Origin of the sequence: Nocardia sienata NBRC 100364, assembly GCF_001613205.1 — a bacterium.
Taxonomy (GTDB): Bacteria; Actinomycetota; Actinomycetes; order Mycobacteriales; family Mycobacteriaceae; genus Nocardia; species Nocardia sienata.
On record NZ_BDBX01000007.1, the window covers coordinates 25,689 to 45,123 of the forward strand.

At 69.7% G+C, this 19,435-nt stretch carries 23 protein-coding genes, 1 pseudogene and 1 riboswitch; of the genes and pseudogenes, 10 read left to right on the top strand and 14 right to left on the bottom strand.

The annotated features are described in order from the left end of the window. The first annotated feature begins 48 nt into the window (after positions 1–48). Positions 49–477, top strand: coding sequence for a hypothetical protein (locus NS4_RS07360; protein WP_063058755.1), 429 nt, complete (start codon positions 49–51; stop codon positions 475–477). Between the two features lie 173 nt (positions 478–650). On the opposite strand, the pseudogene NS4_RS33275 reads toward NS4_RS07360, so the two are convergent. Then, a pseudogene (locus NS4_RS33275) lies at positions 651–773 on the bottom strand (short-chain dehydrogenase); the annotation flags it as partial. 118 nt (positions 774–891) lie between these two features. Next, positions 892–1,767: an RNA polymerase sigma factor SigF gene (locus NS4_RS07365; protein WP_439955765.1), complete on the bottom strand. Its 876-nt coding sequence runs from the start codon at positions 1,765–1,767 to the stop codon at positions 892–894. Between the two features lie 233 nt (positions 1,768–2,000). Here NS4_RS07365 and NS4_RS32060 point away from each other — a divergent pair, with 233 nt between their 5' ends. Then, positions 2,001–2,156: a hypothetical protein gene (locus NS4_RS32060; protein WP_156058531.1), complete on the top strand. Its 156-nt coding sequence runs from the start codon at positions 2,001–2,003 to the stop codon at positions 2,154–2,156. Positions 2,157–2,206: 50 nt separating this feature from the next. Here the strand turns inward: NS4_RS32060 and NS4_RS07370 are convergent, their stop codons facing one another. From NS4_RS07370 to NS4_RS07380, 3 genes are all read right to left on the bottom strand, one after another. After that, entirely contained in the window at positions 2,207–2,554 is a 348-nt protein-coding gene (locus NS4_RS07370) for a hypothetical protein (RefSeq protein WP_063058756.1), read from the bottom strand. Positions 2,555–2,635: 81 nt separating this feature from the next. Beyond that, the gene (locus NS4_RS07375) at positions 2,636–2,971 is read right to left on the bottom strand and encodes a hypothetical protein (RefSeq protein ID WP_063058757.1); all 336 of its coding nucleotides are present in this window, start codon (positions 2,969–2,971) and stop codon (positions 2,636–2,638) included. A 431-nt stretch (positions 2,972–3,402) separates the two neighbouring features. Then, positions 3,403–4,251 carry a hypothetical protein gene (locus NS4_RS07380; RefSeq protein WP_063058758.1) on the bottom strand — a complete coding sequence of 283 codons (849 nt, stop codon included), beginning with the start codon at positions 4,249–4,251 and terminating at the stop codon, positions 3,403–3,405. A gap of 217 nt (positions 4,252–4,468) precedes the next feature. Between NS4_RS07380 and NS4_RS07385 the strand changes: the two genes are divergently transcribed. Next, positions 4,469–5,437 carry a phosphatase PAP2 family protein gene (locus NS4_RS07385; protein ID WP_084486992.1) on the top strand — a complete coding sequence of 323 codons (969 nt, stop codon included), beginning with the start codon at positions 4,469–4,471 and terminating at the stop codon, positions 5,435–5,437. Here NS4_RS07385 and NS4_RS07390 read toward each other — a convergent pair. Further along, positions 5,434–6,036 (bottom strand): TetR/AcrR family transcriptional regulator, encoded by a 603-nt coding sequence (locus NS4_RS07390; protein WP_063058760.1) that lies wholly within the window; start codon positions 6,034–6,036, stop codon positions 5,434–5,436. The genes NS4_RS07385 and NS4_RS07390 overlap by 4 nt on opposite strands. A gap of 104 nt (positions 6,037–6,140) precedes the next feature. Between NS4_RS07390 and NS4_RS07395 the strand changes: the two genes are divergently transcribed. The 3 genes from NS4_RS07395 to NS4_RS07405 are packed head-to-tail and all read left to right on the top strand — an operon-like array spanning position 6,141 to position 8,286. Beyond that, a complete protein-coding gene (locus NS4_RS07395) occupies positions 6,141–6,953 on the top strand; it encodes an SDR family NAD(P)-dependent oxidoreductase (RefSeq protein WP_063058761.1) in 813 nt (270 codons plus the stop codon). After that, positions 6,950–7,777, top strand: a complete 828-nt coding sequence (locus NS4_RS07400; RefSeq protein ID WP_063058762.1) for a TIGR03619 family F420-dependent LLM class oxidoreductase — start codon at positions 6,950–6,952, stop codon at positions 7,775–7,777. Before NS4_RS07395 ends, NS4_RS07400 begins: the two co-directional genes overlap by 4 nt. A gap of 23 nt (positions 7,778–7,800) precedes the next feature. After that, on the top strand, positions 7,801–8,286 hold the full coding sequence (locus NS4_RS07405; protein WP_063058763.1) for a nuclear transport factor 2 family protein: 486 nt from the start codon (positions 7,801–7,803) through the stop codon (positions 8,284–8,286). Positions 8,287–8,451: 165 nt separating this feature from the next. On the opposite strand, the gene NS4_RS07410 is transcribed toward NS4_RS07405, so the two are convergent. From NS4_RS07410 to NS4_RS07430, 5 genes are all read right to left on the bottom strand, one after another. Beyond that, positions 8,452–10,026 (bottom strand): ABC transporter ATP-binding protein, encoded by a 1,575-nt coding sequence (locus NS4_RS07410; RefSeq protein ID WP_063058764.1) that lies wholly within the window; start codon positions 10,024–10,026, stop codon positions 8,452–8,454. Beyond that, positions 9,971–10,795, bottom strand: coding sequence for an ABC transporter permease (locus NS4_RS07415; protein ID WP_063058765.1), 825 nt, complete (start codon positions 10,793–10,795; stop codon positions 9,971–9,973). Before NS4_RS07415 ends, NS4_RS07410 begins: the two co-directional genes overlap by 56 nt. Next, positions 10,792–11,766, bottom strand: a complete 975-nt coding sequence (locus NS4_RS07420; protein ID WP_063058766.1) for an ABC transporter permease — start codon at positions 11,764–11,766, stop codon at positions 10,792–10,794. Before NS4_RS07420 ends, NS4_RS07415 begins: the two co-directional genes overlap by 4 nt. A gap of 7 nt (positions 11,767–11,773) precedes the next feature. Next, positions 11,774–11,989: a hypothetical protein gene (locus NS4_RS31330; protein WP_174552075.1), complete on the bottom strand. Its 216-nt coding sequence runs from the start codon at positions 11,987–11,989 to the stop codon at positions 11,774–11,776. Positions 11,990–12,060: 71 nt separating this feature from the next. Then, positions 12,061–13,587 (bottom strand): ABC transporter substrate-binding protein, encoded by a 1,527-nt coding sequence (locus tag NS4_RS07430; protein WP_063058768.1) that lies wholly within the window; start codon positions 13,585–13,587, stop codon positions 12,061–12,063. Positions 13,588–13,691: 104 nt separating this feature from the next. Further along, positions 13,692–13,815, bottom strand: a riboswitch (cobalamin riboswitch). Positions 13,816–14,043: 228 nt separating this feature from the next. Here NS4_RS07430 and NS4_RS07435 point away from each other — a divergent pair. Beyond that, on the top strand, positions 14,044–15,024 hold the full coding sequence (locus tag NS4_RS07435; protein WP_063058769.1) for a glycosyltransferase family 9 protein: 981 nt from the start codon (positions 14,044–14,046) through the stop codon (positions 15,022–15,024). Positions 15,025–15,035: 11 nt separating this feature from the next. Here the strand turns inward: NS4_RS07435 and NS4_RS07440 are convergent, their stop codons facing one another. Further along, on the bottom strand, positions 15,036–15,359 hold the full coding sequence (locus tag NS4_RS07440) for an ArsR/SmtB family transcription factor (RefSeq protein ID WP_063058770.1): 324 nt from the start codon (positions 15,357–15,359) through the stop codon (positions 15,036–15,038). A 183-nt stretch (positions 15,360–15,542) separates the two neighbouring features. On the opposite strand from NS4_RS07440, the gene NS4_RS07445 reads away from it, so the two are divergent. Continuing rightward, positions 15,543–16,256 carry a M23 family metallopeptidase gene (locus NS4_RS07445; protein WP_063058771.1) on the top strand — a complete coding sequence of 238 codons (714 nt, stop codon included), beginning with the start codon at positions 15,543–15,545 and terminating at the stop codon, positions 16,254–16,256. Between the two features lie 106 nt (positions 16,257–16,362). Continuing rightward, positions 16,363–17,472 (top strand): hypothetical protein, encoded by a 1,110-nt coding sequence (locus NS4_RS07450; protein ID WP_174552076.1) that lies wholly within the window; start codon positions 16,363–16,365, stop codon positions 17,470–17,472. On the opposite strand, the gene NS4_RS07455 is transcribed toward NS4_RS07450, so the two are convergent. Then, positions 17,423–17,746: a hypothetical protein gene (locus NS4_RS07455; RefSeq protein ID WP_063058772.1), complete on the bottom strand. Its 324-nt coding sequence runs from the start codon at positions 17,744–17,746 to the stop codon at positions 17,423–17,425. The two genes, NS4_RS07450 and NS4_RS07455, sit on opposite strands and share 50 nt — an antisense overlap. A 416-nt stretch (positions 17,747–18,162) precedes the next feature. Here NS4_RS07455 and NS4_RS07460 point away from each other — a divergent pair, with 416 nt between their 5' ends. Then, entirely contained in the window at positions 18,163–18,498 is a 336-nt protein-coding gene (locus tag NS4_RS07460; protein WP_030519040.1) for an RNA polymerase-binding protein RbpA, read from the top strand. 79 nt (positions 18,499–18,577) lie between these two features. On the opposite strand, the gene NS4_RS07465 is transcribed toward NS4_RS07460, so the two are convergent. After that, entirely contained in the window at positions 18,578–19,366 is a 789-nt protein-coding gene (locus NS4_RS07465) for an ABC transporter permease (RefSeq protein WP_063058777.1), read from the bottom strand. Positions 19,367–19,435: the final 69 nt, after the last annotated feature.

The window sequence follows — 19,435 nt, forward strand, 5'->3', positions numbered from 1 at the left end:
TGCCGGCGCCGAGGTACCCAGCGAACAACCCCGTACAGGAGGACGAAAATGATCGAGATCCAGCAGCAGCCCACCCCCGAACTGCAGGCATTGGACCGCCTCGTCGGCACCTGGAAGGTCACCGGAGGGGCGGAAGGAACCGTGCGCTACGAATGGATGGCGGGCCGGTTCTTCCTGCTCCAGCACATCGACCTCACCCAGCACGGCGAACCCGTCACCGGCATGGAAGTGATCGGCAACCTGCGCCCGTTCGGCGAACCGACCGGCCCCGATGTCGCCTCCCGGTACTACGACTCGGTCGGCAACACTTTCGACTACGTCTACGAACTGGCCGGCGACACGCTCACCATCTGGGCCGGCGCCAAAGACAGCCCCGCCTACTACCGCGGCACCTTCGACGCCGACGGGACCACCGTCACCGGCGAATGGGTATACCCGGGCGGGGGTGGATACGCCTCGACCATGACCCGGATCTGAACCGGCGGCCCGGGCCGATCGGCTCCTCGTCACGGCCGTGACCCGGACCCTGACGAGGAGCCGGTGACCATGCGATCAGAGACCTCATTGCCGACGCCGCCCGGACTCCCACAGTCGAGCAGTAATACACCGGACCGGGGACTCCACCGCCCGCCGCGATAGCGTCAACGGTAACGGCGAGTCTGCGCAATCGAATTCGCCTGCGGCACACCGAGTCCGCTGACGTTGACGATCCTCCCCCACCGCTGCTCGACCAGATGCGGGGCCACAGCACGAGTAGTGCGCACGCCGAGCACGGCAGCCGCTCGGGCGGCCACGGCCAACGATCCCGCTCGGGCCGATTCGAAATTCCGGGGGGGCGGCGGCCGGCGTCGAACTACCGACCGGCCGCCGAACCGGACCCGGTGGCGCCGATCAGGCGGCCGTGGTGATCGAACCGGCCGCTTCGGGCTCGGCCATCGCCTGCTCGCGCAGGGTCCGCAGCGTTTTGGCGAGGATTCGCGACACCTGCATCTGCGAGATATCGAGCCGTTCGGCGATCTGAACCTGGGTCATGTTCGCGAAGAACCGCCAGACCAGAATCTGCCGCTCCCGCTGCGGAAGTTGCGCGATCAGCGGGCGCAGTGTCATCGCGTCCTCGAGCAGCCGGTAGCAGGGGTCTTCCCCGCCGAGCCGGGCCAGTACCGCCGGTGGCGAGACATCGTCGTCGTGGTCATCGGTGGGGGCGTCGAGGGAGCTGCTGGTGTGCGCGTTGCCGGCGATGAGCGCCCGGGTGACGTCGGTGAGGTCGGCGTCGAGTTCCGCGGCGATCTCCCGCGCGGTGGGCATCCGGCCCAGCCGCTGGTACAGCGTCTCGGTGGCCGGGCCGATTCGCAGATGCAGTTCCTTGGTGCCGCGCGGCACCCGCACGGCCCAGGTGTGATCGCGGAAGTGGCGGCGCACCTCGCCCATGATGGTCGGGATCGCGAAGGACAGAAACGAACTGCCCCGCGACCCGTCGAAGCGGTCCACCGCCTGGACCAGGCCGAGGCGTGCGATCTGGAGCAGATCGTCGAACGCCTCGCCGCGGCCGGAGAAACGGCGCGCGATATGTTCGGCCAACGGCAGGCAGCGGTGCACGATCTGCTCGCGTAGCACCCGCCGGCGCGGATCCTCGGGTGCGAGCTCCGCCAGTTCGGCGAACAGCGGTTCGATGTTGTCGTAACTGTCGCCGGGGCCGGGCACATGGGCGGTACGCGGCGCACGATCCCCGGCGTGCCGGTCGGTCGTGGCTTCGGTCGTTTCGTTCACCGGAGGCTCCTCGGGCTTTCCCAAACCGTCTCGTTGGACGAGGGATAACCCGGGACGCGGTGATCGAAACGTGATCTGAAAATCCCGCGGGTGCGAATCGGTCGACGGCCGCGACCGCCCGGCCCGGTGCGGGTGTTTCGGACGGCCGAAAACGGTCATGCGCACCATGACGGGCGCCGTGGCCGGCAGACAGTCGCGCGGCGCGATCGCCCAGGCGAGAGAACGGAGGACCGATGACCATTCAGGACACCATCGCCCAGTTGCACCAGGACATCACCACGGCCGAGGACGCCGGTGACGAAGCCACCGCGGCGCGGCTGCGCCGGGAACTGGAAACCGCACTGCGTACCGCCGAGGACCCGGACACCGGGCAACAGGGCGCGCAATAGCGGTGCCGACAACGGTGGGGACATCCGGTTTCGGATGTCCCCACCGGCCGTTACCGCGCCGGTGGCGCGACAGTGGTTGTGCAGAAGGTTTGGCACTGCGCCGGGGTCGGAGTCACCTGCGCCGGTTGCTCACCGAAATCGGCGGTGCTCACCAGAATCATCACCAGCAACGCACCCCCGACCACCAGGCCGAAGATGAGCAGCGTGGGCCACAACCAGGTCCGCATCGGCTGTTCGTCGGCAATCGGCACCACCGGCACCACCGTGCCCGCCGGGTTGAGCGCATCCCCGGGATCCACCGGGTTGGCCGGATTCACCGGGCTGGCCGGATCGAGCGGATCCGCCGGATTGAACGGGCTCACCGAGCCGGGCGCACTGCCCTCGTCTTCGGCTTTCACACAACACCTCCAGTGGGTCTCGTGTACCGGATACCCCGAAAACCGTTCCGCTCACGGTGGATCCGCCGCGCACCGCCCGGATCAGGACGAGATGTAGATACTCCAGTCGGGAAAACCCCACCGGCCGTTGTGCTCGCCGTGTTCGATACCGCCGCCGTAGGTGCCGCGGCAGCCGATACCGTTCCAGAGCTTGACCTTCCGATCGGTGAGGTTGCGCACCGAGGCCCGGCCGACCACCCCGACCGCGCTGAGATCGATACAGCCGCTGGGATTATCGATGATCTTCTCGACCCGGCTCCCGTCGATCGTCCACTGTAGGGCGATCTGCCCGCTCGCGGCATGCGCGCTACTGTCCACTGCCGATGTCACCGCGATCGCCATCGCGGCCGAACCCAGAGCCATCACGAAACGACGCATACGAGAACCTTCCTGACGGGAGGACATCACACACGGAAACCGATCGAGCGCCGACCATTACAGCCGACCGGCCTCCGGTGCCCCTGCCGACGCGCCGGTGTCCATACCGGAAAATGCGGGCTCGCTGGATGTTCGGGACGAATACCGCCGCGACTGCGCCGCCGTGCATACCTTCTGACCAGCCGATACGAACAGGACAGCGGTCACAGCCCCCATCGCCACCGCGTGGAGCCCGCCAACGCCCCTGGAAGGGGCGACTCGTCTCTGCACCGGTGACCGTCCCGCCGATCCTGCTGCGCCTCGGGCCTGTCGCGCGTGATACCGGCCGGCGCGGCCCGCGGTGGCGATCTCGGTACCGTTCTTGTGCCGCGGGCACCACTGGGCGGCATCGGTTTCCGCGGCGGACCGCACCGCTCCCAGCGCGCCGCGGATCAGCGCATCCGCCGCCGCACCCGTTCCAGTTCGGCCGTCGCCGCGCGGACCGCCTCCCGGGCGGCGCGATCGGCGTTACGGGCGAATCGGTGCCGGTCTTGCGCCGCGTCGAGTTCGTCGCGGAGTTCGGCCAGCCGTGCGGTGGTGGCTTCGAGGTGTCCGGCCGCTCGCCGTGCTTGCTGCTCCACGACATCGAGGGCCTCGCGCGCGGCCGTTTCCGCGGCGCGGAGCTCTTCCTGCGCGCGCCGTCGGTCCGTCTCGGCGCGTTCCCGGCGCGCGCGTTCGGCCGCGGTGGGTTCGGCGGGCTTCTTCTTCCGCCGCGCCTCGGTGCGGGCGGCCTTCGGCTCCGCCCGGACCACGGTGAGATCGGGCTCCACCGGACCGAAACCCGCATAGCTCTCCGCGGCGGCCAGGGTGCCGCTGCGGACCCGCTCGGCGATATCGGAATCGGCCAGGGCGGCCGTCAGCGTCTCGCTCACCTGACGCAATACCGACTCGGATACCGGTCGCCCCTGGTCGGCGGCCACTTCACCCGCCCGTTCGGCCAGTGCGTCCACCACCTGCCGGCGCTGCCGGGTCAGTTCGCGCAGCCGGGCACCGGACAGTTGCCGCTGCGCCGTCCGTAACTCGGCGCCGAGCCGCAACAGGGCGTCCACCTCGCGGGGTGCCGCACGCACCAGCGTGTTCACCGCCCACGCCGCCACCGTGGGTTTGCGCAGGGCCGTAATCGCCGCCGCCAGTTCGCGATCCCCGGATTCCTTCGCCGCACCGGCGCGGGCGTCGCGCGCGGCGACGAACTCCGCGGGCATCAGCCCGTACAGGTCGGCGGCCACTTCGCCCAGGCTCATACCGACCGAGCCTAGACGCGCGGGGAGTGCCCGGACCGATACGCGCGAACGGGTCAGCGCACCTCGAAACACGACCGCTCCCGCGCCCCGCGACTGACCGCCGCACCGCACCGGCCGTACCGCGTGGGCGTGCGCGGCATGCGGCGGCGGTCTCGATCATGCGTCGTTTCCGCAGGTCGCGACGGCGACTCCGAGCCGGTTGATGAAAACTGTGAGGATGGGTGCGCCCGCTACGGAGGTACCGGCCGCGCAACGGCATCGCAGGCTGCTGCGCAGTGGAGTGTGGTCGGCGTATCTGCTGGCGCTGCTCGTGGTCACCGTGCTCTTCGGCCCGCCGACCCAGCGCATCTATCAGGCGCTGTGGATTGTCGTGGGGATCGCGGCGTTCGCACCGGACCGACCGTGGCGGGACCAGGTGCGCATTCTCGTCGACTGGGTTCCGCTGATCGCCGCGCTGGTCGTCTACGACCACACCCGCGGTATCGCCAACACCCTCGGGATGCCGCTGCGGGTCCGGGAACCGGTCGTGGTGGAACGTGCCCTGTTCGGCGGAACCGTGCCCACGGTGTGGTTACAGGAGCAGCTGGACGGTGACGGCGGACGGCCCTGGTGGACCGTACTCACCGGCCTCGTGTACACCAGCCATTTCCTGGTTCCTTGGCTGCTCGCCGCGATTCTCTACGTCCTGTCGCGGGAGCGCTGGTCGAAATATATGCGCCGGATCCTGCTGTTGTCCTATCTCGGTCTGGTGACCTATGTCCTGCTGCCCGCCGCGCCGCCCTGGTACGCCGCCCGCGCCGGGGTGATCGAGGCCGAGATCCACCGGAGCACCGGTTTCGGATTCCGGCTGTACTCGGTCGATATCGGCGCGGACTGGCTGGCCGCGCACAGCAATCCCGTCGCCGCGATCCCCTCGCTGCACGCGGGTTTCGCGCTGCTGGTCGCGATCGCGCTGTGGCCGTCGGCCGGGCACTGGTGGTGGCGGCTGCCGTTGGCCGCCTTCCCGGTGGCGATGGGTTTCACCCTGGTATACGGGGGTGAGCACTATGTGATCGATGTACTGCTGGGCTGGGTGTACGTCGGGCTGACGATCGGGCTGGCCACGGCCTGGGAGCGGCGCCGCGCACCGGCCGGAACGCCCCCGGCGCCCGCGGTCGCGGCACCGGGCGGCGACCGCGGCGGCTAACCGGCCGGCTCGCGAGACGCCCAAGGCTGCAGCAGCAGGGCGGCGGCCCGGCGCATATCTGCCACCGCCTGTTCCGCGCTCAGCTGGCCCGCCGTGGCCCAGGTCAGGATGCCGTAGGCACACTGTTCGGCGAGCCGGGCCAGCTGCTGGTCCGCCTCGTCCGCTTCGCCGATACCGGCGGCGGCCAGGATGCGGTCGCGCAGCGTGGTGTCGACCGCCACCGGCCCGGCCGAGCGCACGGCGTTCGCCGAGACCAGCATGGCGCGGCCGAGCAGCGGGCGCCGGAGCAGCCCGGTCACCGCCGATTCGAGCAGGTCGGCCACGGCGCCCACCGGATCGCCCGGGACCGCTTCCGGAACGGGCAGGTTCGCGACGGCCGACTCGAGTACACCCGAGTAGAGATGGTGTTTGGACGGGTAGTAGCGGTACAGCGTCCCCAGTGCCACCCCGGCCGCCGCCGCGATATCGGACATCTGGACGTGTTCGAGGCCCTGTTCGGCACCGAGCCTGGCGGCGGCGCGCACGATGGCGCGCCGGCGCTCGCGCTGGGGCGTGGTGGTCGGCCGGCCCGGCTCCCGGGGTTCGGCTATCCGTGGCACTGGATACCTCCGTTCGGAAAACTAGAATTCACTCTAGTATTTGCGCGCCGCCGGTTGTAGAACTGGGTGTGGTCCGATCCCGAATTCCGAACGGAGACCCAGCTATGACCCCAGTCGATCCCGGGCGCTACGGCCCGTGGGCGGTGATCACCGGCGGTTCCGAAGGCGTGGGCCGGTCGTTCGCCCGGCAGCTCGCGGAATCCGGTATCCACCTGCTGCTGGTGGCCCGCCGGGCCGGTCCGCTCGAAGACACCGCCGCAGAATGCCGGGCCCTGGGCGTGACAGTCCGCACCCTGGCCGTCGACCTCACCCACCCGGACGCCACGGCGGTGGTACTCGACGCGGTCGCCGATGTGGAGGTCGGGTTGCTGGTCCACAATGCCGGCGCCAACACCCACAGCGCCGAGTTCCTCGACGGCGATCCCGCGGCCTTCCAGCAGGTCGTCGAACTCAACATCACCACCCCGCTGGCGCTGATCGCCGGATTCGGGACCGCGATGCGCGACCGGCGGCGCGGCGGGATCCTGCTGGTGGGCTCGCTGGCCGGCTATCTGGGATCGCGGCGGCACACGGTCTACGGCGGGGTGAAGGCATTCGGCCGGATCTTCGCCGAAGGTCTCTGGCTCGAACTGCGCGAACACGACGTGGATGTCCTCGAACTCGTACTCGGGGTCACCCGCACCCCGGCGATGCAGCGGGTGGGTCTGGATTTCGACATTCCCGGGATGCCGGTCTCCGAACCCGACGAGGTCGCGACGGAAGGTCTCGCGGCCCTGGGCCGGGGCCCAGTCCACGTCATCGGCGCCCACGAGCGGCTGGCGGTCCGGCGCAGCGATCCCGACCGCGCGGCGGCCGTGCTGGGCGCGGACCGGATGATGCGGCGGCTCATCGGCGCGACCGAAGACCCACCGCAGTGAGAGTCGGGCTGTCCACTCCGATCGTGGTCCGGGTGCCCGGTACGGCCTCACCCTGGGAAGCCGGGGGCGGCACCGCCGAACTCGTCCGCATCGCCGGACTCGCCGACGAGCTCGGCTTCGATCACCTGACCTGTTCCGAGCACATCGCGGTCCCCGCGGCCGATACCGCGACCCGCGGTTCGACGTACTGGGATCCGCTGGCGACACTGTCCTATCTGGCGGCGGGGACCAGCCGGATCCGCTTGGCGACCTCGGTCGTCGTACTGGGGTACCACCATCCACTCGCGCTGGCCAAGCGTTACGGCACCCTTGACCGGCTCAGCGGCGGCCGGGTGGTGCTCGGGGTGGGCGTCGGCTCCCTGGAAGCCGAATTCGCCCTGCTCGGAGCCGAATGGCCGGACCGCGGCAACGTCGCGGACCGCGCGCTCGAGCAGTTACGGGACGCATGGGGGCGCCGGGAGGTCGGCGATCTCGTCGTCGACCCGCCCGCCACGTCGACCACGGTGCCACTGTGGGTCGGCGGCCGCACCCGCCGTTCGCTGCGCCGGGCCGTGACCCTGGGCGTGGGCTGGGTGCCGTTCGGCCTGTCCGCGGACACGCTGGCGGCGCACCTGGCCGCGATACCCCCGCCACCCGATTTCGAGGTGGTGCTGAGCCCGGGCCGGGCCCTGGACCCGCTCGCCGATCCGGCCGGCACGCGGCGGCGGCTGACCCGGTTGCGCGATATCGGCGCCACCGTGGCCTGCTGCGCCCTGCGTGCCACCGACATCGACCACTACTGCGAGCAGCTCGCGGCGCTGCGCGCGGTGGCCGACCCGCTCTGACGACCGCGACGGAAAGGACAGCCATGGACGAGGATCGGTTCGCGCGCCTGGAAGCACGGCTGCGCCGGCTCGAGGACGAGCTGGAGATCACCCGGCTGCTCGCCTCCTACGGCCCGTTCGTCGATGCCGGGGCCGCCCCGGACGTGGCGAACCTGTGGACCGAGGACGGTGAATACGATGTCGAGGGCTGGTCTATGCGCAATCGCGCGGATATCCATGCGATGGTCGAATCGGCGGCACACCACCGCCTGATCGATGCGGGATGCGCGCATTTCCTCGGACCGGCCCGGGTGGTGCTCGACGGCGATACGGCCACGGCGGTCTGCGAATCACTGCTGGTGCGCCGGTACGACGACGGCTATCGGGTGTGGCGAGCGGGGGCGAACAGATTCGAGCTCACCCGCACTCCGCACGGCTGGCGGATCACCCGCCGCGTCACCCGGACCCTGGACGGTGGGCCGCAGGCCCGGGACCTGTTGCTTACGAATATCTCCCCGACGGCGGACTGAGTCGCACCGGGGCCGGCGGGCCGGACTCAGCCGGCGACGATGGCCGGACGCGTGGCCGGGGTCAGCGAGGCCGGTCCCAGGCCGGAAGTGGACGCGCCGTCGCCGACAACGCATGCCGCGGGTTTGCTGTCACAGCGACGAGTCTCGGCGGCCGATGGCCGCGCGTCACCGATTGCGCTCGAGCTGATGTTGGGAGGCACGACGTCCGGAATCGATATCGTCGGCCCGCATCAGCCGGGACAGCATCTCCGTACGGGGGCCTGCGAACAGATCCGCAGGCGTGCCGAGTTCGGCGATCCGCGCGCGGTCCAGCACCGCGACGCGGTCGCAGCGAGCCAGCCTGCCGCGCAGATCGTGGCTGATCGACACCACTGTCGCGCCGCTGCGGGCGCGGTAGTCGTCCAGCCGGTCCAGGACGCGGCGGGCGGTGGGTTCGTCGAGCGCGGTGGTCACTTCGTCGCACAGCAGCAACCGCGGACCGGCCAGCAGCGCCCGTGCCAGTGCGGCACGCTGCAGTTGCCCCCCGGAGAGCCCGGCCGGCGGACGTCCGGCCTGTACCTCGTCGATGGCGAACTCCGCCAGCAGATCCAGTGCGGCGGACCGGGCGGCGGTACGGGTCATCCCGCACAGTCCGGTTCCCGTGGCGGCGACCTGATCGAGGACGCTGCGGCGGGTATCGAAGGAGGCCGCCGCCTCCTGCCACACATACTGGATACGGGCAAGCTGCCGGCGCGACCTGCGCCGCAACACCGGCAGCCGTTCTCCCCACGCCGCGATCACCCCGGTGTCCGGGCGGGTGAGCCCGGCGATACAGCGGGCCAGCGTCGTCTTACCCGCACCCGAGAGCCCGACGAGCCCGATATGTTCGCCGGGGTGCAGGTCCAGGTCCACGCGGTCGAGCACCGGACGGCCGCGGCGGATCACGGTCAGTCCTCGGACCCGCACAGCGGGTTCGGCGGGCGCGCGCGGTGCCGCCGGTGGCGGGGAAACCGGGTCCGGTTCGATCGAACCGTCCGCGGTGAGCCGCCCGTCGCGTACGAACAGGACACGGTCGCCGAGGCGTTCGACGGCGAACGAATCGTGGGTGATCAGCACCACCGCGGTGCCGGTCGCCCGCGCAGCGCTCAATCCGGTGAGCAGGGCGGCCCGCGCGAGCGGATCCAGTCCGGCCGTCGGTTCGTCGACCACCAGCACATCGGGCCGGCCGGCCAGCGCCTGTGCCAGCGCCAGTCGCACCCGCTCGCCGCCGGAGAACTCGAACGGGTACTTCCGTAACGCCCGGTCCAGTTCACGGTCGTCGAGGTCGAAGGCCGCGGTGGCCAGCAGCCGGGCGATGCGCGCCCGCCGCTGCGGCCCGCGCAACCGGCCGCCGCCCACGCGCCGGTGCTGCAGCCCGACCAGTTCGCCCAGGGCCGCGCCGATCCGGCGCGCCGGGTTCAGCGTGGACGCCGCGTGCTGTGGCAGGTACCCGACCCGGACTCCCGGGGCGCGGCGGATCGCACCGGACAGTTCGATCCCTGGTCCCACTGCATCGACCAGGGCGGTCGCGATGGTCGTCTTACCCGCGCCCGAGGGGCCGAACAGTGCCACGATCTGCCCGGCCGCGATATCGAACGCGATATCGCGCAGGATCGCCGCTCCGCCGGTGCGGGCACTCAGCGCGCGTACCGAGATCAGTGGCAGGTCAGCCATGAGCACCCGCCCGACGCGGATCTCCCGCCGCCACGGCACGGCGATCACCGAGCAGATCGTCGGCCAGGAGATTCGTGCCCACCACCAGTAACACGATCAACGCCCCGGGTAGGACCACCGACCACGGCGCGATCAGCAGCGCGTCCTTGTTCGCCGCGACCGATACCGCCCAATCGGTGGAGGTGGTGTCGAATCCGAGTCCGAGGAAATTGGCGGAGGCGAGAAAATAGACCGCGGCGGTGAAGCGGACTCCGAAATCGGCCGCGAGCGGCCGCGCGATCTCCCGCGCCGCATAACTCCCGTACCGGAACGACCGGCTCTGCCCCTGCATCCGCAGCGCGTCCATCACCGGTCCGTGCACCACACCGGCCGCCGCCGCCCGGACGAACCGCGCGATCGGCGCCACCAGCGCCAGCCCGATCGCGCCGGCGATCACCACCGCCGAACCGCGACCGCGCAGCGCCGCCACCATGATGATCAGCAGCGACGGAATACACAGCAGCACATCGATCGGCCGCATCAGCAGGTCGTCGAGCCAGACCCGCGGCGCGGCCGCCGCGGCCATTCCGATCAGGAACCCCACCAGGTATGCCCCGAGCACGGTCAGCAGTCCGGTCAGGAGAAAGGTCTGACCGCCGGTGAGCGCGGCCGCCAGGACATCGCGCCCGAGCCGGTCGGTCCCCAGCGGCGACCACTCGGACGGACCGAACGGCGTCGCGCGTTCGTCCGGCGCGGCCCGGGCGAGCAGAGGACCGGCGATCACGAATACCAGCGGTACCGCGATCAGCGCCGAGTACAACCATCGCCGCATACTCATCCGCGCTGCTCCGCCGCCATCTGCGGGTTCATCCGATACCCCGCCATATCGATCAGTGTGTTGACCACGACCGCGAGTGTGCCGGTGACCGCGACGATCGCCAGGATCACCGGATCGTCCCGGTTGCCGATGGCGCCGATGAGTTCGGACGCGATACCCGGCACCGCGAAAACCGCCTCGACGATCAGCACTCCCGACAGCAGTCCGTCGCCGGTGCGGCCGAGTTCCTGCATCGCCGGGGCGAGGGCGTTGGGTGCGATATGCCGGGCCACCAGCGATATCCGTCCCACACCCAGGCGGCGGGCCGCGGCGATATACGGCCGGTCCAGTACATCGATGACGCCGGCCCGCACCAATCGCACCAGCGGGGCCGCCACCCGGGCCACGGTGACGACCAGCGGCAGCACCAGATATTCGGGCCGGGCCGGCAGCGCGGCCGGATCGACACCGAGGAAGGTCGCGGGCAGCAGATCGAGGCGAATCGACAGGAAGGTCACCAGCAGGACCGCCAGGACGAAATCGGGGATCGAATCGAATCCGATACTGACCGCGGTGATCACGCGGTCGCGCGCCGAACCGGGGCGCGTTCCCGCCGCGAACCCGGCGGTCACCGCGAGGGGAACCAGCAGAACCAACGCAGACCCGGCGAGCAAGGCGGTGACCAGGAACGGGCCTGCGATCATGGTGCCGACCGGCGCGCCACTGGCAAAGGAGGTGCCGAAATCCCCGCGCACCGCGGCGCCGAGCCAGTCGAGGAACCGGGTGACCGGTGCGACGTCGAGACCGAGCAGGTGCCGGGCGGTCCGCTGCTGCGCCTCACTCAGGATGGTGTTGTTCTGGATATCGGCGGCATCGCCCGGCAGCAACAGCGACAGTACGAAAACCAGGACCAGCAGGACCAGCAACTGCCCGGCGCCCAACCCGGCCCGGCGCAGCAGCAGGCGCGGCAACGGCCGTGAATTCCCGGCCATCGGGCCGCTACCGGATCCCGACCAGGACGCGGTCGTCGCCGTACTGCCGGACCGTCCCGGCCTCGGCGGAACCGGCAGCGCACAGGAAGGTGGTGTAGTCGCCGGCGGTGGGCCGATCGGTGACCGTGTGCCCGAACCCGCCGTCGCGCGGGCGCACCAGGTCGGCGAGTTCGTCGGCCGCTTCCACGGCCGTCACCTCGAATCGGGCTTCCCGGTCGGGCATGTAGTGCTCCTGCCGACGATCCCGGCGTTCGACCCAGTACCGTGCCCGCCCCGGATCCGGCCGCGCGGCGGTCATCGGGGCGACACCGCGTCGAAGCGCGCCCAGTCGTGCGAATTGGGTACCGCGGCCGGAAGCCGCTGGAACCGGTCACCGGCGGCACTGTTCCAGTGCGTGGTACCGAAGAACACGAAACCTCCTCGATCGTGCAGAATTTCGTGCATGTCGCGGTAGAGCGCGGCGCGGCGGTCGGGGTCGGGGGTGGCCTGCGCGGTCGTATAGATCGCGTCGAACTGCGGGTCGGACCATTTGGTGCGGTTCTGCGGCGATCCGGTGAGCAGCCGCGAGGCGAAATGGTTGGGGATCGGCAGCGGTCCCGACTGTCCCATCGTGAGATGTCCCGTCCGCAGCGCGTCGGTGTAGTAACTGTCCTTGGAACCCAGCACCACGTTCACTCGGACTCCGCATTCGGCGGCCTGATCGGCGAACAGCCGGGCGGCCTCGACGAACCCGTAGGCGACCGGGGCGGTGAACAGATCGAAACTCAGCTCCCGCACTCCGGCCCGGCGCAGCAGCCGGCCGGCCTCGTCGGGGTCGTACTCGTGCTGCGGCAGATCGGCGTAGTACTGATAGCCCTTACCGAAGACATCGTTGCCGATCTCACCCTGACCTTCGAACGCGACCTTCACCAGTTCCGGCCGGTCGACCATCCGCATGACAGCGCGCCGGACATCCGGGTTGTCGAAGGGTGGCCGATCGGTCTTCATGGCGAAGAAATGGATTCCGCTCCCGGGGGTCGAGACGAGTGTGACGCCGGGACGCCCCTGCAATGCCCGCGCGGCCGAGGGCGTCAGATTGTCGGCGTAGTCGATCTCCCCGCCGCGTAGCGCGTTCACCCGGGCGTCCGCCTCCGCGCTCACGATTCGCAACTGCCCGATGGCGGGCGCGCCGTCCCAGTAGCGCTCGTTACGGTGCGCGGTGAACTGCCGGCCGGCCTCGAAGGAGTCGAACACGAAAGGCCCGGTACCCACCGGGCGGGTGAAATCGGCGGCGCCGTCCTGCACGATCTTCGTGCCGTACACCGACAGTGCGATGAGGAACTCGAACGAGGGCCGCTTCAGCACGATTTCGACGGTACGGTCGTCGATCGCGCGACTACCGGCCAGGTCCACTCGGTCCAATGAGGACGCGGCGATGAACGGGCGCCGCGGCGCGGGACCGAGCACCCGCGAGAAGGTGTACAGCACATCGCGCGCGGTGAACTTCTTCCCGTCGTGCCAGGTCGCGTCCCGCAGTGCGATCCGCCACCGGGTGCCGTCGGTATTCGGTTCGGCCGATTCCGCCAGCCGCGGGATCGGTGTCATGGAACCGTCCACTTCGAACAGGCCGTCGTAGACGGCCTTCATCCGGGCCTCGTCGATGAAGAGGGTGTTCACCCCGGGGTCGACCCCCTCCCCCGCGCCGGAACCCTGGAACGCGGCGGTGAATGTATCGGTACCGGATCGAAGGCCCCGGCCGCACCCGAGTGCCAGCGCCCCCGCGGCCAGCACACTGCCGGCCAGAAACGATCGCCGGCTCGACCCCGATGGTGCACAACGCATATCCGACTCCCGTCGCGTCAGGCAGGGTCACGCGACGAAGACATGCGAAACGGACCGCGATCGAGCGGCTCGTTCGGCGCATCGACCATACCCACGTGATCATGACCGTTTCTGGTTCATCCGCAGGTATCTGGCTGCGGCTCGCACCCGAGCCACACAGTTGCGGGACAGCGCCGGATTCGCACCGGACTTCCCTACGAACATCGGACACATTACCCAAGCGCCCCGCGAGTGACCATCGTCTCGTCCGCGCGATACCCGTCCCGGCAGGTGACCGACGGTACCGCCGCGCCGGGCGAACGCACAGCGTGTGATCCAGGCCGCCACCCGCGGACGTTTGCCACCGGGTACCAGGTGGTAGTCATCCAAGGAAATGCTCTCGTCGTGCTCCGTCCCTCGCCAGGACGGTTCGGGGAGGGGGCGGCGTAGCGGGCAACAGGTGGCTAGGAGAGTCGGGTGTCGGTAGTTCTCGTGCTTCAGGCACGCGGTCTCGGTGATCTGCTCACCGCTGTTCCGGCATTACGTGCCCTGCGCCGGGCCCGCCGCACCGATCATCTGGTACTGGCCGCGCCGCATCGCCTGCGGCCCATCGTCGATGTGATCGCCTGTGTGGACGAGTTCGTGCCCGTCGCCGATCCACAGGGCCTGCGCTGGGACGGGCCGCCGCCGAAACTGGCGGTGAACCTGCACGGCGCCGGCACCGCCCCGATCGTGCAGCTCGGCAAGATCGGCGCCGAACGTATCCTCACCTACCGGGATCCGGCGTTCCCGGAGATCCCGGCACCCGATTGGCAGCCCGACCACCATCCGATCGACCGCTGGTGTCATCTGCTCGAATTCGACGGGATCGGCGCGGACCGGCGCAATCTCGGCCTGGTGCCGCCGGTGGCCACCACCAGCCATCGCGACAGCGTGGTGGTCCATATCGGCGCGGGCGCGGCGGCCCGGCGCTGGCCCGCGGACCGGTTCGCGGCGGTGATCCGGCATTTGCTGGTGCTCGGCCACGAGGTGGTAGTGACCGGCGACGAGGACGACCGGGAGAACGCGCTGGGGATCGCGGCGCGGGCCGGCCTGTCCGGACAGCGGGTGCTGGCCGGAAAACAGAACTTGATCGAGCTGTCGGCGACGGTGGCCGAGGCCTCCGTGGTCCTGTGTGGTGACACCGGCGTCGCCCATCTCGCCACCGCCTTCGGCACCCGCACCGTGCAGCTGTTCGGGCCCACGGCCCCGGAGCAGGGCGGACCGCCCCGGCACCTGCTGACCCGGCACGAGGTGCTGTGGGCCGGGCGCATCGGCGACCGTTATGCCACCACCACCGATCCCGGCCTTCTGCAGATCGGCTCGGCCGAGGTGATCGCGGCCCTCGACCGGCAGCTGAGCAAACGTCGCGGCGAATCGAGTGTCGCCGGCACGGCGGCGTACCGCAGGGTCGGCTAGCGGGCTCGACGCTACCGACCTTCCCGGTTCGCGGCCTCGCTGAGCGCGGCGGCGTAGGCGGCCAGGGCGCTCTGCCAGAACTGTTCGAGGTAGTCGCGGGCATCGCTGAGGCCGCGCGGGTCCAGTGAGTAGAGGTGGCGGTTGCCCACCGGCCGCATCATCACCAGCCGCGCGTCGCGCAGTACCCGCAGATGCTGCGATACCGCCGAGCTGGTGATCCCGAGCTGCGCGGCCAGCTCCCCCACCGAGCGCGGTCCGGCGGGCAGCGCTTCGAATATTGCGCGCCTGGTGGGGTCTGCCAGGGCGATCAGCGGCGCGGCTCTGTTAGCGACCACTGAAATAGTGTCGATCTTCTGGCACACTTCGGTCAATCTAGATCAATGTCTCAGTTGCGCAGCTCGGCGGGCTATATTTCCGGCTCCGTTATCGGACGGTAATAAACGACCTGGGCTTATATGATCTCGTGACAGTTGCCACACAATTGCTGACTCGGCGTGTCGGCCCCCTAGCTTGTAACCATGCCCGTGACACTTCCGTTACCTTTCCGTAAGCTCACGGTGTCGTCGATCGGACGTCGCCCCCTCACGACGCAGGTCGTCGCCACCTCCACAGCCCTCTGCGCCGGTTTCGCCCTCTTCGCCGCGGGAGCCGACTCCGGTAACGAACAGATCACTCCGGTGGCCGCCACCTCGGAGGCGCCGGCCGACCCCGCCGACCGCGCACCCGCCGAGCGGCCCGCGGTTTCACACGACCCCGCCGTGTGGGCCCCCCATCAGGCCGCCGCCGACAATCAGCCCGCTCCGGTGTCCTTCCCGCGCTACGAGGCCCCGCGTCCCACCACGGTGCAACCGGCCGACGGCGTCGTGTCCTCGGGCTTCGGGGCACGCTGGGGCACCAACCACAACGGCATCGACTTCGCCGCGAACATGGGTTCACCGATCAGGTCGGTCACCGACGGCGTCGTGATCGAGGCCGGCCCGGCCACCGGCTTCGGCCTGTGGGTTCGCGTCCAGCAGGACGACGGCAGTGTCGGCGTCTACGGTCATATGCAGGACATTCTCGTATCGGTCGGCCAGCAGGTGCAGGCCGGTGACGTGATCGCCACCGTCGGCAGCCGCGGCCAGTCCACCGGACCGCACCTGCACTACGAGGTCCACCAGCCCGGTGTCGGCCCGGTCGATCCGCTACCCTATCTCGCCGGTCGCGGGCTCGTCCTGAACAACCCCGGCTGACCCTTACCCCCGGCCGATCCGACGGCCACCGGCATACCGGGGTACCGGCCGCACACAGTCCCGTAGTGGGACGTGGCGGCCGGATCCCCGTTCCTACCGTCGGTTCATGTCCGCACTGCTCCCCGGCGTCCCGGCTTCCGGACGCCCCACGACTTCCGATCCATGTCGGGTGATCGGACGCCTGCACCGGCCTTTGCTGCTCAGTTCCGCGGCAATGGCCGGTCTGGTGTCTATCGGCCTGATCGCGATGGTCGTCGACGATCGGGTCCTGCTCGGCGAATCGGTCTGGCTCAAACCGGTCAAATTCGGATTGGCGTTCCTGCTGTATTCGCTGACGCTGGCCTGGTTGCTGTCACTACCCCACCGCGGCCGGCGGGTGACCTGGTGGCTGGGGGTCGTGTTCGCCGTCACCGCGTTCGTGGACGTGGGATTCATCGTGGTCCAGGCCGCACGGGGCACCTTCAGCCATTTCAACACCGAAACCGACCCGGTCAACGAGATCGGGCAGATGGTCTTCGCCTCGGGTGTCCCCGGTCTCTTTTTCGCGAATCTGCTGATCGCCGTGATCGTTTCGATACGTCCGGGCGCGGATCGGCCCACGGTTCGAGCGATTCGCGGCGGGCTGGCGATGGCGGTGGTCTCGATGGCCCTGGGTTACCTCATGGGTTTCACCGGGTCCCAGCTCGCCCGCACCGCGGACGGCCGGCCGGTCGAACTGGCCGCCGGGCACACCGTGGTCGACGGCGCGACCCGTCAGGCCGTCGGCGCGCCGGACGCCGTCGCGGGTATGCCGATCACCCACTGGAGCACACTCGGGGGCGATCTGCGCATTCCCCATTTCGTCGGATTGCACGGCATCCAGGTGACACTGGCCGCGGTGGTGTTCCTCGCCTGGTGCGCACGGCGCTACCCCCGGCTGCGCCCGGACCGGACCCGCAGCAGATTGATCGGGGTGGTGATCCTGGGCTGGGGCGGACTGCAGGCGATCACGTTCTGGCAGGCGATGCGTGGACAGCCGCTGGTGCATCCCGACACCGCCACCCTGCTCGCGCTGCTCGGCCTCGGCGTCGTGGTCACGATCCTCGCCGCGGCCGGCGTCGGGTCCACCCCGGCGGTGGGCGGCGAGACGATCTCGCAGCCGCGCGCACAGCACGATTGGGCGCAGGTCAGCGCAACCGTTCGGCATCCCGGGCGAGTTCGACCAGGACCGCGCTGAGACGCGCGAGCTCCTCCCGGTCGGCACCTTCGTCGACAGCTGTCGCCACATCCTCGGCCGCGCAGCGCGCGGCGAACCAGCGGTCGGCCAGGGCGGTGGCCTCCACGGCACTGAGCACGACCGAATCGGCGGGGATCCCAGTGCCCTTCACATTGTTGCGATGCTCATAGGCGCGCTGGCGGCAGGACTGCCGGCAGTAGCGGCGCCGCCGCCCCGCTTCCGTATCCACGATTTCCCGACCACACCACAGGCACGACTCCAACCGGCGCGACATGACCCGACACCCTAATAGGAACTCTCGCAGCGGCACACACCGCACACCGCGCGGGTCCATTTCGCCGAACCCCGTACAATTACAAGGCTCGGGAACGGAAAGACCCCGACGAACGTTGACATGTTCAGGGCGCACGGCCTGGACCGGCACGAATCCCCGATTCGTGGCACAGCCAACGGCCCGCGTACGTGACCCGGACGGTCGGCGGGCGACAACGGCCGGCGAACGCGACCCACCAGGTCGCGGTAGCAAGACAACAAGGGGTCGACCCATCGGTTCGCACCCCGGCGCGGGTTCCGGTGCCCCGCAGCGGATACACCGTCGGTGTCTCCGCTCCGGTGTTCCGGAGCCCGGCGGCAGGGAACCGCGGACCCGCGCGCGGCAACGCGCCGACAACACAGAGAGGACCTGTACAGATGGCAGATCGCGTACTCCGGGGCAGCCGGCTCGGAGCGGTGAGCTACGAAACCGACCGCGACCATGATCTGGCTCCCCGCCGGATCGCCCGGTACCGGACCGACAATGGTGAAGAGTTCGATGTTCCGTTCGCCGACGACGCCGAGATCCCGCCGACCTGGTTGTGCCGCAACGGCCAGGAAGGTGTACTGATCGAGGGCACCACGCAGGAGGCGAAGAAGGTGAAGCCGCCCCGCACGCACTGGGACATGCTGCTCGAGCGGCGCAGCAAAGACGAGCTCGAGGAACTGCTCAAGGAGCGGCTGGAACTGCTCAAGACCCGCCGCCGGGGCTGAGCCCGGACCACCTCGAGGTGGCACAGGTCGGCCGTGCCTGCCGGATATCCGGCGGGCACGGCCTTTGTCGTGATCGCCGTCAGTGACTGGCGACCCGGCGGTACTGCAGCAGCGCCAGCGGCATCGCGATCAGCAGAATGGCCGCCGAGCACAGGACCGCGTATTCGACGCAGTGCTCGGCCGGCCAGCCGGTAGCGGAAGGGAACGCCGGGGGCGCGCTGTTGTCGAACAGCTTCCGGCCGGCCGCCGCGACCGCGGTGATCGGGTTCCATTCGGCGATGGTGGCCAGCGGCCCGGGCAGGGTCTGGGCCGAAATGAACGCCGAGGAGATGAACGACAGCGGGAACAGCCAGATCAGCCCGGCACTCTGGGCGACCTCGACATTCGGGGCGAGCAGACCGGTGAGGGCCCCCACCCACGACATGGCGAAGGCGAACAGCAGGATCACCGCATAGGCGAGCGCGGCTTCGGCCGGGCTGCCGTTGATGTTCCAGCCGACGATGTACCCGCACACGGTCATCACCACCAGGCTGACCATGCTCACCACCAGATCGGACAGCGTGCGCCCCATCAGCACCGCCAGCCGGGACATGGGCAGCGACCGCATACGGTCGATGATGCCCTTCTCCAGGTCACGGGCCAGCCCTACTGTGGTGAACGCGGCACTGAAGGCGACGGTCTGGGCCATGATCCCGGCGATCAGGAACTCTCGGTACTGCCCACCGCCGAGTGAAGCGCCGAACACATAGGCGAACAGAAAGACGAACATCAGCGGCTGCACAGTGGCCGTGACCAGCAACGTCGGCACCCGCACGATGGTGATCAGATTGCGATACGCCACGATCGCGCTGTCGCGGAAAAACCGCATACGCGGTTCGGTGGACTTCGCCGACCGGTGGGCGCCGGATGCGTGTGCCGGCTCCGCCTCCGTCCCGCC